This is a genomic window from Pseudomonas sp. CVAP#3 (assembly GCF_018986375.1).
Taxonomy (GTDB): Bacteria; Pseudomonadota; Gammaproteobacteria; order Pseudomonadales; family Pseudomonadaceae; genus Aquipseudomonas; species Aquipseudomonas helvetica.
Genome location: NZ_JAHMSC010000005.1, coordinates 277,740 through 290,060 on the forward strand (window position 1 = coordinate 277,740; position 12,321 = coordinate 290,060).

7 protein-coding genes are annotated in these 12,321 nt (G+C 57.4%); 4 read left to right on the plus strand and 3 right to left on the minus strand.

Annotated elements, in window-relative coordinates:
* Positions 1-29 precede the first annotated feature (29 nt).
* Together KRR23_RS11900 and KRR23_RS11905 are read left to right on the plus strand one after the other, a co-directional pair.
* Complete coding sequence (locus tag KRR23_RS11900; RefSeq protein WP_216742702.1) at positions 30-632, plus strand: DsbA family protein; 603 nt, start codon at positions 30-32, stop codon at positions 630-632.
* A complete protein-coding gene (locus KRR23_RS11905) occupies positions 625-2,442 on the plus strand; it encodes an ABC transporter ATP-binding protein (RefSeq protein WP_216742646.1) in 1,818 nt (605 codons plus the stop codon). Before KRR23_RS11900 ends, KRR23_RS11905 begins: the two co-directional genes overlap by 8 nt.
* Before the next feature lies 1 nt (position 2,443).
* Here KRR23_RS11905 and KRR23_RS11910 read toward each other — a convergent pair whose 3' ends face one another.
* A complete protein-coding gene (locus KRR23_RS11910; RefSeq protein WP_216742647.1) occupies positions 2,444-6,616 on the minus strand; it encodes a hypothetical protein in 4,173 nt (1,390 codons plus the stop codon).
* A 218-nt stretch (positions 6,617-6,834) separates the two neighbouring features.
* Between KRR23_RS11910 and KRR23_RS11915 the strand changes: the two genes are divergently transcribed.
* Entirely contained in the window at positions 6,835-9,294 is a 2,460-nt protein-coding gene (locus KRR23_RS11915; protein ID WP_216742648.1) for an EAL domain-containing protein, read from the plus strand.
* 45 nt (positions 9,295-9,339) lie between these two features.
* Complete coding sequence (locus tag KRR23_RS11920) at positions 9,340-10,134, plus strand: iron-containing redox enzyme family protein (protein WP_216742649.1); 795 nt, start codon at positions 9,340-9,342, stop codon at positions 10,132-10,134.
* Between the two features lie 111 nt (positions 10,135-10,245).
* Here the strand turns inward: KRR23_RS11920 and KRR23_RS11925 are convergent, their stop codons facing one another.
* Together KRR23_RS11925 and KRR23_RS11930 are read right to left on the minus strand one after the other, a co-directional pair.
* Positions 10,246-11,172: a GGDEF domain-containing protein gene (locus tag KRR23_RS11925; protein ID WP_216742650.1), complete on the minus strand. Its 927-nt coding sequence runs from the start codon at positions 11,170-11,172 to the stop codon at positions 10,246-10,248.
* 371 nt (positions 11,173-11,543) lie between these two features.
* Positions 11,544-12,284: a YciK family oxidoreductase gene (locus tag KRR23_RS11930; RefSeq protein WP_216742651.1), complete on the minus strand. Its 741-nt coding sequence runs from the start codon at positions 12,282-12,284 to the stop codon at positions 11,544-11,546.
* Positions 12,285-12,321: the final 37 nt, after the last annotated feature.

Genomic DNA, 12,321 nt, shown 5'->3' on the forward strand with positions numbered 1-12,321 from the left:
CCGCGCGCCTGCTCTATGTAATGGATCCGATGTGTTCCTGGTGCTGGGGCTTCGCTCCGGTAGCCGAGGCCCTGGTCGAGCAGGCGCAGGCCGCGGGCGTTGAAGTGCATCTGGTGGTCGGCGGTTTGCGCACAGGCAGTGGTGCGGCGCTGGAACCCACCACTCGGCGCTACATTCTCGAACACTGGCAGGCGGTCACCGAAGCCACCGGCCAGCCGTTCAAGTTCGAAGGCGCGCTACCCGACGGTTTTGTCTACGACACCGAGCCGGCCTGCCGTGCGCTGGTGACGGCGCGCAGTCTGGCACCGGATTGCGCCTGGAAACTGCTCAAACTCATCCAGCAGGCTTTTTATGCCGAGGGTCGTGACGTCACCCGCGCCAGCGTGTTGGTGGAACTGGCCGAACAAGCCGGCTTGCCGCGTATCGAGTTCGCGGCAGTGTTCGACCGTGCCGATCAGCACGCGGCGACGGCGGCCGACTTCACCTGGGTTCAGGATCTGGGCATCGCCGGCTTCCCGACCTTGCTCGCCGAGCGCAACGGTCAATTGGCGCTGTTGACCAATGGTTATCAACCGCTCAGCGAACTGGCACCGTTGCTCGGCCGTTGGCTGGAGCGCGCTGCCTGTGTATGAGCAACCCGATGATGCACCGCAACCCAAGCGGGTCGATCGGCTGAGTTGGGCGGAAATCCGTCGACTGGCACTTCAGCATAAAAAATCCTTGTGGATCGCCAACGGCGTCGCCGTATTGGCGACCCTGTGCAGTGTGCCGATCCCTTTGCTGCTGCCATTGCTGGTGGATGAAGTGCTGCTGGGGCATGGCGACGCCGCACTGAAAGTGATGAACCACGCGCTGCCCGCTGGCTGGCAACGTGCTGCCGGTTACATCGGTTTGATGTTGCTGGTGACGTTGACCCTGCGTTGCGGCGCATTGATGTTCAACGTCTTGCAGGCGCGTCTGTTTGCAAGTCTGGCCAAGGACATCGTTTATCGTATCCGTGTACGGCTGATCGAGCGGCTCAAGCGTATTTCCCTTGGCGAATACGAAAGCCTGGGCAGCGGCACGGTGACCACGCACCTGGTCACGGACCTGGATACGGTCGACAAATTCGTCGGCGAAACCCTCAGCCGCTTTCTGGTGGCGATGCTCACACTGGTCGGCACGGCGGGGATTCTGGTGTGGATGCACTGGAAGCTGGCGCTGCTGATCCTGCTGTTCAACCCGCTGGTGATCTACGCCACCGTGCAGTTGGGTAAGCGGGTCAAACACCTGAAGAAACTCGAGAACGACAGCACCTCAAGGTTCACCCAGGCGCTGACTGAAACCCTGGATGCGATACAGGAAATCCGCGCTGGCAATCGTCAGGGGTTTTTCCTTGGACGGCTCGGCTTGCGGGCGCAGGAAGTGCGCAACTATGCCGTCAACTCACAGTGGAAAAGCGACGCATCGAGCCGTGCCAGCGGTTTGCTGTTCCAGTTCGGCATCGATATCTTCCGCGCCGCCGCGATGCTCACCGTTTTGTTTTCTGACCTGTCCATCGGTCAGATGCTGGCGGTGTTCAGCTACCTCTGGTTCATGATCGGGCCGGTCGAGCAGCTGCTGAATCTGCAATACGCCTATTACGCGGCCGGTGGTGCACTGACGCGAATCAATGAGCTGTTATCACGTGCCGATGAGCCGCAGTACCCAGGTGGCGTCGATCCGTTCAAAGGGCGCGAGACGGTGGGTATCGAGGTGCAAGGCTTGAGTTTCGGCTATGGCGGTGAGCTGGTGCTGGATCAGATGAACCTGTCCATCGCACCCGGCGAAAAAGTCGCCATCGTGGGCGCCAGTGGTGGCGGTAAAAGCACGCTGGTGCAGTTGCTGCTGGGGCTCTATACGCCGCAGTCGGGCAGTATCCGTTTTGGGGGCGTCACTCAACAGGACATCGGCCTGGAAACCGTGCGCGAGAATGTTGCCGTGGTGTTGCAGCATCCGGCACTGTTCAACGACACCATACGGGCCAACCTGGCCATGGGCCGCGAACGCAGTGACGAAGCCTGTTGGCAGGCACTGGAAATCGCCCAGCTCGAGGCAACGGTCAAGGCGTTGCCGCAAGGTCTGGATAGCGTCGTTGGCCGTTCCGGTGTGCGCTTGTCCGGCGGGCAGCGTCAGCGCCTGGCGATTGCGCGCATGGTGCTGGCCGAACCCAAGGTCGTGGTCCTCGATGAGGCGACTTCGGCGCTGGACGCCGCCACCGAATACAACCTCCATCAGGCGCTCGCGCGGTTTCTCAGCGGTCGCACGACACTGATCATTGCTCACCGGTTGTCGGCGGTAAAACAGGCGGACCGTGTGCTGGTGTTCGATGGCGGGCAAATTGCCGAGGATGGCGACCACCAGCAACTGATTGCTGATGGTGGCCTGTATGCCAAGTTGTATGGGCATTTGCAGCAACATTAGATCAGTGCCACAAGACGTTCAGCGCATTTTCACCGCCGTCGAAACCGAATTCCTTGATAACAATCGAACAGGATTCGCAGGGTGGCATGGTGGTGGCGACGTTAACCGTTTCGATCGATCCGGGATCCGGGTATTTCTCGCGAATCACGCTGATCAACTTGCTTTCGCTGTCCAGCGACGTGGGCTTGAGAGTTAGTGCCGGGCGATAGCTTTCAATATCCTTTATTGTCGCTGGCACAGCGAGTAATTTGCCTTCATCAGACACATGGAGTGATGTGCTGGGAAAAACTTCGTTCATATCAACATTGAAGTAGGTCGTTTCACCAACCCTGACCTGATCTGCACCAAGATTATGTCTGAACAAAGGCAGATGTCCGGTCGCCCCCTGCGCTCCCGAAACACTGACATAAACCTCCCTCCTCCCCGTGGCGGTGACTACTTCGGCATAGGCGATGTTTCTAGCTTTGAACGGGCGCTCGTGACGAGGGATAAGGTTTTGAAGCTTATCCATCGTGCGGTCGATCCTCAGTGCGCTGTCGGGATTTTTCAGTACGATGCTCGACTCACGGAACAATGCATCGAAAATTTCCACTGTTCTTTGACGGAAGGCTTCTGGTGCGTCCTTGCTGCGCGACCAGCTTGTCGCCCCAGCCTCCAGTTTGGTGACAATCATTCGGGTCGAGTGATCGAACAGCACCGCTTCGCCTGGACTGGTATCGACCCTGAGCAGCTTGAGCGTATCGGGCGGGTTCAGGTGGCCACCAATCGGAATGGCAATTTCGTCCATTGTTCTCAACGCACGTTCCACCGCTTCCGTACCGTGAATCCTTGCCATATTGTTGGCATTCAACGATCCGGTGTAGACAGTCAGCAATTCTGCTTTGAGATCTTCCGGCAATGTGGAAGTTTTCTTGAAATTCAGCGGGTCTCTTATGCTTTGACCTTGTGCCAGTTCGGCGACGTAAAATGTTCCACTCTCCATCCGGGTGAACACATAGCGCTTCGAATCATCTATCGCCGGGATGATGATGGCACCGGCCTCGAAGGTATCAAATTGATCCTTGGTCCCGTAGGGAAGACTCACCTTGATCCTTCCATACATCCCTTTTTGGAACTCTACCGTAGCCGGGAGCCGATTTTTTTTCTTCAGGGTTTTAAGCAACATCGCCCGATCCGCAATGGCCGGCGTATAGAGAGTGTCTCCGAACCACGGCGCCCAGCCTTTGCTTTCGTCGAAACTGCCAATGGCCGGCGTCGGTGCCGGATCACGGGTGACGAATGTGCTCGTGCATACCTTGGCACCCGGGCTACGTCGTACCCGGCAAGGCAAGGATCTGAACATTGCCTGATCATCAATCAAGTCGGCACGGCGCAGTTGGTTGCCGTCCAGACGATAGGCAATGTCATCAACGAACAGTGTGGTTCGACCATCGACCTCAAGTACTTCACGGACATGGGCGTCTTTCGGGAGTTCTACCAGGGCGTGGGATTCGGTAGGAGATAACGTTTTGAAGGTTGATCGGCCTTGTATGAGGTTGTCGCTGTGATTGTGCAGGCGGGGGCCATAGGGCAAGGACGTCACCGGGTCGACGGGGTGGAATCGGGTCAGGTCCGATGGGCTGGTATTGCGCACGAGTACGTCATCGACGCCATTGACCGTTGCCAGTCGATCGCTGTTTGCCAGCGGCTTCCAGCGCCCCGGATCGGTTGTCTGGGGCAGGTTGTGCACCAGTCGGTAGCTGTCGGCGTGTCCTGTCAGTTTCTTGAACCCGCTAACACCAAGGCGTCCCGCCGTGTGCAGTCCTTTCCACGCACCGCTTCCCATCGACTTGAGTAGTGTCGGTACCCCGTCCAGCGGATTGAGGTTGCTCAGCGAGGCGGTCAGGAGTTTTCGGGTCAACGTTGAAAAGGAAGGCAGACTTGCTTTGACGGTCATACGCGAGGCTGTGGCCCCGGCCCTGATCAACCGCACCGAACCCGACATGAATTTCCCGACTGGACTGATGAATGAGGCCAGGTCCAGCACGAGTCCGGCTATGCCTATGAGTATCTGGTCAGTTTTGCCCGACAAAATGTCCTCGATATTGCCCCAGAAGGGCACAAACCCTTTGGCTATTTCCAGGGTCGTACTGATCCTTTGTTCGCTTCTGGTCCTGACGGTGTCGAATGCCGTCGCGCCGCGAGCCCGGGTATGCAACTGCTGTTCGTCGACGTACAGAAAATTCGTTGCAATGTAGTGGGCCATTGCATTCAAACGGGAGGATGCCAGCGCTGTTACTTCGCTATCGCTATCGGCTGCGATTGGCGATACGACTGTGGGCAGGTCGCCTACCACGCCGAGGATCGCCATGCAGTACGCTCTGTCAGCAGGCTGTGTGCCATCTAAGTGAGCGGCCCAATCGACAAGCAGCGTAGTGCTGATTTCAGCAGTATATGTTTGTCCGGGGATCGAGGCGTGCAACGGAAACGTGGTGCGAACCCCGTTGACTGTTGAAACTCGCAGGTGGGGTCGACAACGAATGACGCCAGCACTCGGGATCAGTTCGTAATAGGTAATTTCATGATTGTGGGTCACCTGTAGAACGAAACCTTTTCTTGGCCGGATGTCCCCCCTTACCTTGATGAGTTTTTCGTCCAGGTGCAGGCTCAGCAAGCGGACGTCACCCCGTTCAAGGGCCTGGCGGTCGGTCAGTGGCAGTGAGGTCAGCAGACTGGTAATTAGGGTTTGATAGGCCGTCCTGATTTTCGAGAGGTAGTTTGTGAAGTCTGTTTCAAACTGCGTGTTGATATCAGGCAACGTCTCGCCTCCATATCTGGTAATCACACGCGTTTCGATCCCCTTATGATCCTTGCGAAAGAATTCCTCATGACGCAGGGTTCGCTTGTCGTCGATCTTGATCCAGTGACTGGTTCGTGTTTTCCCGTCGGACCGGGTAACAAACCATTTTCTCTTGTCATCGAATTGGCCGTCGGCATAGACATCCAGGAATGCATAGCCTGGCAGCTTCAATGAGGGCGTGTCTCTGGGGCCGCCGCTCGGTGGATCATCGCGCAGCAACTTGCACCCGTCCGATTCGAACATTGCCTCGCCAAACAGATCATCCTTTACCCGTTTGGCCATCTTGAGTCTTTCAGGGGGCGGCAAATCCAGTGTCATAACGGCGTTGTTCAGGCTCTCGCTGTGGCTTTCCAGAGCCGCCATCGCCCGCCTCATATCGTCCTCGTCGTAATCGGATTTTGTTCGCGATTGAACGATGCCGCAGCAGACCGCCCATTCCAGTGCTGGCCCCATCCTCAGTCGAGTAATCTGCTCAAGTTGTTCGGGCGAAGCGTCGGCGCTCCGGGCCAGGGGCAAGTCGACGAGTTGTTGAAAGGACAGCGCTTGCAATCGATCAAGGCCGAGTTCATCTGCCAGCAGCACGCCGTGCATGAAGTTCACCCACACCACCGAACTCTTGTAAGGAAGGTCAGACGGGATATCGCGTACAGCGAAGTCCTTTGAGAGGCGGGTCTCGAACACCCGCGCGAGAAGGGCCGCCTCTTTTGCATCAGTGACCCGTTTGGTGCGCAGCAAGTGCTGTTCAAAATCGCTGCGCAGGGTCTGGTAGCTTTTGCCCCAGTGAGCCGGATCATGCCAGCGGAATCCGGCGAGTTCCTTCTCATCGGCTGACGGAGCGTGCAGGTAAAGGCATATGGCTTTGCAAACCAGTTGATGGCGTACGGATGCCGAAGTCTGTTCGCCAGGGCGTGCGCCATACCACTTGAGTGCCTTGAGCAGCCTGTCGCCCAGGTCTTGCGCTTCGACCGTGTTCAACATTCGCTGGAGGAATACAGATGGCGTCGCACGCAGTTGATCCATGGAGGCGGAAGCCAGTACAGAGGCGCCGAGATAACCGATTAAGGAATTCTTGCCGTTCAGGAACGCCTTCACGATGTCGGTGATTTGAGCATCGATGCGTTTTGCCGTGAAAGTGTCGATGGTCATGTGTTGCGCGAGGTCCGGGGCCGCGCGTTGGATAGCCTTGAACCCTCTTCGATCCTGGGCAGTGGGGCGCAGGCCCAAGTCTTCGATATCCGGGCCGTCGTCGAGTTCCAGAGCCTGTCTGGCGCGAAACTCTTCGTCCGCCGGTGACGGGGGGCGTTGATCAGGTGAAGGTAAAGACGTCTGTGTCATGTTGCACTCCTTTGAAAGGGTTCCCCCAATGGATAGGGGGAGCCCGAAGTGCCCAGTAAACAGATCTCGAAACCGGTATCGGCGGTATATACATATGTGGGTCGTACGTGGGCGGCATTGAGGCCGATCCTCTGCTTGCCGGAACCGGGAACGCACCCTAGTCTAGCTGTAGCGATCTGGTCCGGACGACAACCGGGCAGTGCGGCGCAAGGAATCTCATGAAGCAAAAGCGGACTCTCGGAACGCCACGGTTGTTGGGCATCGTCTGGCCATTTATCGCCGTCGTATTATTTCAGGCCCTGTTGGGCGGCGTCAGCCTGTACGTTTTGTCGGCGGTTCGCGGCTATGTTGCCGGAGAAAGCCTGTGGTCCAAGGGTCAGAAAGACGCTATCTATTACCTCAATCTCTACGCTGACAGTCGCGACGAGTCGATTTTCCTAAAGTATCAGAAGGCTATTTCAGTCCCCCAGGGCGGGCATGAACTGCGGGTCGCGCTGGATCTTCAACCGCCTGATCTTGAGGCCGCCAGGCGGGGTATCCTCAAGGGCGGTAACCATCCCGATGACGTTTCAAGCCTGATTTGGCTATACCTGAACTTCCGGCACTTCAGTTACCTGGAAACCGCTATCGATCGCTGGACCGTGGGCGATGCCTACCTGGTGCAGCTCGATAACGTCGCCCTTGAAATGCATCAGCGCATTGTCGGCAACCAGGCGAGCGACGCCGACATTCAGCGCTGGAAAGCCCGGATATTTGCCATCAACGAAGCGGTGACACCCGCTGCCAAAGCATTCAGTGACGCATTGGGCGAGGGTTCGCGGCTGATTCTGCGGTTGTTGCTGTTCACTAACCTGACCACGGCGTTGGGGTTGATTGCCCTGGCGCTCTTGCGCACCCATAAGCTACTGGCTCAGCGCCACGCGTTTGCCAATGCCTTGCAGCTGGAAAAGGAGCGCGCGCAAATCACCTTGCAGTCCATTGGCGATGGGGTGATCACTACCGACGTTGAAGGCGCCATTGCTTACATGAACCCGGCAGCCGAGGAGTTGACCCACTGGAAGGCTGAGCAGGCAATCGGGCTACCGCTGGCAGCCTTGTTCAATCTGCTGGATGAAAATGCCCAGGCGGATGGCTTCACGCTGATCGAGCATATTCTCAGCGGTCAGCTCAGCGGCGGCAGTGAACATTCCAAACTGATTCAGAGGCTTGATGGCAGCACGGTTTCGGTCACGCTGGTGGGGTCGCCGATTCGCAATGCCGGTAAAGTCAGTGGCACGGTACTGGTGCTGCATGACATGACCCAGGAGCGGCAGTACATCGCCAATCTTTCCTGGCAGGCCACCCACGACGCGCTGACCGGGCTGGTCAACCGCCGCGAATTCGAATATCGCCTGGAGCAGGCGTTGCACAGCCTGACGCGCCAGCCCGCCCGACATGCCTTGATGTTCCTCGATCTGGATCAATTCAAACTGGTCAACGACACTTGCGGACATGCTGCGGGTGATGAGCTGCTGCGGCATATCTGCGCACTGTTGCAATCGGGTTTGCGCGAAGGTGACACCCTGGCCCGATTGGGCGGTGACGAGTTCGGCATTCTGCTGGAAAACTGCTCGCCGCAAGCCTCGGAAAAAATCGCCGAGGGCCTGCGCCAGACGGTACAAAACCTGCACTTTGTCTGGAAAGGCCGGCCATTCGTGACCACCATCAGCATCGGTCTGGTGCACATCATTCAAGCTCCGGCCACCCTAGAGGCTTCATTGCGTGCTGCCGACATGGCCTGCTACATGGCCAAGGAGAAGGGCCGCAATCGGGTGCAGGTCTATCATGCTGACGACTCCGAGTTGTCCCTGCGCTTTGGCGAGATGGCCTGGGTACAGCGCCTGCACATGGCGCTGGAAGAGAACCGCTTCTGTCTGTACTCCCAGGAAATCGCTGCGCTGGGGCATATAGAGCGGGGCGGTGGGCATATCGAAATCCTGCTGCGTCTGCACGACGAAGCCGGGCGGATGATTCTGCCGGACAGCTTCATTCCTGCCGCCGAGCGTTATGGACTGATGACGTCCCTGGATCGTTGGGTGGTCGAGAATGTTTTCAGGATCATTGCGCAGGGCATCGCACAAGAGCGCAAAGGGCCGTTGGCCATGTGTGCGATCAATCTGTCAGGCACTACCATCGGTGATGAGGCTTTTCTGCACTTCCTGCGTGAAAAATTCACTGCCTATGCCATCCCGCCTGAAATGATTTGTTTTGAAATCACTGAAACCAGCGCGATTTCCAATTTGGGCAGCGCAATCAGATTTATCAATGAGCTCAAAGGGTTGGGATGTCATTTTTCGCTGGATGACTTTTGTGCCGGTATGTCCTCATTCGCCTATCTAAAACATTTACCTGTAGACTTCTTGAAGATCGACGGGAGTTTCGTAAAGGATATGCTGGACGACCCGATTAACCGTGCAATGGTCGAGGTGATCAATCACATCGGTCATGTCATGGGTAAGCGCACCATTGCCGAGTTTGTTGAAACACCCCAGATCGAGCAGGCATTGCTGGAGATCGGGGTGGATTATGCTCAAGGGTATATCATTGAACGCCCGCAATTGTTTACCTGTGACAGCCTGCAATGTCGGCCCGCCAGACCGCAGCCTCTGTTATTCAGGGCGCCTGGCACGTTCCGTTGAAATCTCTTGCTGATCCGTACCATCACAATCAAAAGGAGTGCGACAGTGATCGATACATTCAACAGATCCGGCCCGCTTATGGAAGCCGCAAGTTACCCCGCCTGGGCTCAGCAACTGATCCGGGATTGCAGCGAGAGCAAGCGTCGGGTTGTCGAACATGAACTGTATCAGCGGATGCGTGACAACAAACTCAGTGCAAGGACCATGCGTCAGTACCTGATTGGTGGCTGGCCGGTCGTTGAGCAGTTCGCGTTGTACATGGCGCAAAACCTGGCGAAGACCCGTTTTGCCCGCCATCCCGGCGAGGACATGGCGCGTCGCTGGCTGATGCGCAACATTCGGGTTGAGCTCAATCATGCCGACTATTGGGTGCACTGGAGTCGCGCGCATGGCGTCAGCCTGGAAGATTTGCAGGCACAGCAGGTTGCACCTGAACTTCATGCATTGAGTCATTGGTGCTGGCATACCAGCTCGGCGGATTCGCTGATTGTTGCCATTGCAGCGACCAACTATGCCATTGAAGGGGCGACCGGGGAGTGGTCGGCGCTGGTGTGTTCCAGCGGGGTCTATGCGGCAGCGTTCCCTGAGGACGACCGCAAGCGCGCGATGAAGTGGCTGAAAATGCATGCTCAATACGATGATGCCCATCCATGGGAAGCCCTGGAAATCATCTGCACGCTGGCAGGCCTGAACCCCACCAGATCCCTGCAAGCTGAACTGCGTCAGGCGATCTGCAAGAGCTACGACTACATGTATCTGTTCCTGGAACGCTGCATGCAACTGGAACACTCCGAAAGGGTTCCGGTAGCCCGGGAGCGGATGGCGCTGGTCGAAAGCTAAACAATCACAGCCAGGTGGCAGTTCCTACATTCGGCGGGGTGTCATGACAGACCGCAGTCTGTAGGAGCTGCCGCAGGCTGCGATCTTTTCCGGAGCGCTTGAGTTCAAGCTTCAACCCGCCATCGTCAACCGGTTACGCCCTTCGCGCTTGGCCACATACAACGCACTGTCGGCGCGTCGCAACAAGCTGTCTGCGGACTCGCCCGGCAGCAGCGTCGAGCATCCGAGGCTGACCGTTAAGCCGATCAGCGTCCCATCGGCCGAATACTCCCCGGCTTGTGCGGCATAGCGCAGGCGTTCGCCTACCATTGCAGCGGCTTCGCGGCTGGTGTTGGACAGCAGAATCAGAAACTCTTCTCCACCGAAGCGAAAGACCATGTCTACGTTGCGCAACTGGTCTTTGATCGAGGTTGCGACAGCCTTCAACACGTCATCGCCGGCGCTGTGACCGTAGTTGTCATTGATCTGTTTGAAGTGATCGATATCGAGCATCAACAGCGACAGCGGCTGCATGTGTCGCCGGGCCATGTCGATCTCCCGTTGCAGGGTCTGATCCATGGCAATGCGATTGCCGGTGCCGGTCAGCGGGTCGCGCAGTGCACTTTGAGTGGCCGCTCGATAGAGCAGGGCATTGCGCATCGGGAAGAGCAAGGTGGATAGCAGGGATTCGAGGTTACCCTGATCCTTTTCGCTGAAGCGCTGATTGCGACGGAACACCAGATCGCCCAGGTGTGTGCCTTCGTGGCTCAGGCTATAGCTCACCGAGTGATGTCCGCGCTGACCGAACTCCAGGCGCAGATCGCTGGTTTTGTGTTGATAGTTCAAGGCGTCCAGTGGCACAAGGCGCTGAATTTCGCGGAAAAACAGTCCCAGAATGCGCTGCGGCTCAAGGCTGGTTTGCAGTTGCAGGCCCAGCTGCTGGCGCAATTGACCGAGGCTGGCAGGACGCTCCAAAAGGGGGGGCAACTGGCCAAAGCCCAGCCGCTGCATTTTGGCGCTATCGAAGTCAATTGCGTTGGTCTGGGTTGGAGATTTCATATGGCGTGAGCCCCTAAGCAGGAATGCTGTCTTACAGGCTGGGTGAGAGCGGCTTTGGGCTGCGCGTCATACTGGTCCATCAGTCCCGTAGGACATGTGGCTAGATTTTAGTCTGCTTTGTCGAGCAAAAGTAAGCTCGACATGGCGCTGCCCGATCGCTAACACGCTGCGTGTTTCAACAGGATTAGAGCGAAAGTCATGCCATTCGGTTCAGACGAATAAAATTCGTTTTAAATCAGCTTGTTGGCTTGTGTGTCGGTGACTGGTGGCTGATTCGGCGGCATTTGATTGACTTCAAACAGGCGCTTGAAGGGGGGGGAGGCACGTGCCGCGACAGTATGCCGTCGCGGCAGTGGGGTGCAGCGAGGGCCTTACTGAGCGTCGAACGCCTGACCGTTGATGCCAGTGCTGTCCGGCCCCATCAGGTACAGGTAGACCGGCATGATTTCTTCAGGCGTCGGGTTATTGGCTGGATTTTCTCCCGGGTACGCTTGAGCGCGCATGCTGGTGCGGGTAGCGCCTGGGTTGATGCTGTTGGAGCGAACCGGCGCGACGCTGTCGACTTCGTCGGCCAGGGTTTGCATCAGGCCTTCGGTGGCGAACTTCGACACGCCATAAGCGCCCCAGTACGCACGACCTTTGCGGCCGACGCTGCTGGAGGTGAAGATTACCGAGGCGTCTCGAGACAGCTTGAGCAGTGGCAGCAGGGTGCTGGTCAGCATGAACATGGCATTGACGTTGACGTGCATCACACGCATAAAGTTTTCGCCGGAGAGTTGCTCCAGTGGCGTGCGCGGGCCAATGATCGAGGCGTTGTGCAGCAAGCCATCGAGGTGACCGAATTCGGTTTCGATCATGGCCGCCAGTTCGTCGTATTGATGCGGCAGGGCGGTTTCCAGGTTGAACGGAATCACTGCAGGCTGTGGATAACCGGCTGCTTCGATTTCGTCGTAAACCTGGGTCAGATTGGCCTCGGTCTTGCCCAGCAGCAGTACGGTAGCGCCGTGAGCGGCATAGGTTTTTGCCGCGGCAGCACCGATGCCACGACCGGCGCCAGTGACCAGGATGACCCGATCTTTGAGCAGTTCAGGGCGGGCGGAATAATCAAACATAAAAATCCTCTACAAAGCAGAAAACAGACTGTGGCGA

Coding starts and splice junctions, on each gene's coding strand:
- KRR23_RS11930 (WP_216742651.1), bottom strand. CDS start 12,284: ATGTTTGATTATTCCGCCCGCCCTGAACTGCTCAAAGATCGGGTCATC.
- KRR23_RS11915 (WP_216742648.1), top strand. CDS start 6,835: ATGAAGCAAAAGCGGACTCTCGGAACGCCACGGTTGTTGGGCATCGTC.
- KRR23_RS11925 (WP_216742650.1), bottom strand. CDS start 11,172: ATGAAATCTCCAACCCAGACCAACGCAATTGACTTCGATAGCGCCAAA.
- KRR23_RS11910 (WP_216742647.1), bottom strand. CDS start 6,616: ATGACACAGACGTCTTTACCTTCACCTGATCAACGCCCCCCGTCACCG.
- KRR23_RS11900 (WP_216742702.1), top strand. CDS start 30: ATGTGTTCCTGGTGCTGGGGCTTCGCTCCGGTAGCCGAGGCCCTGGTC.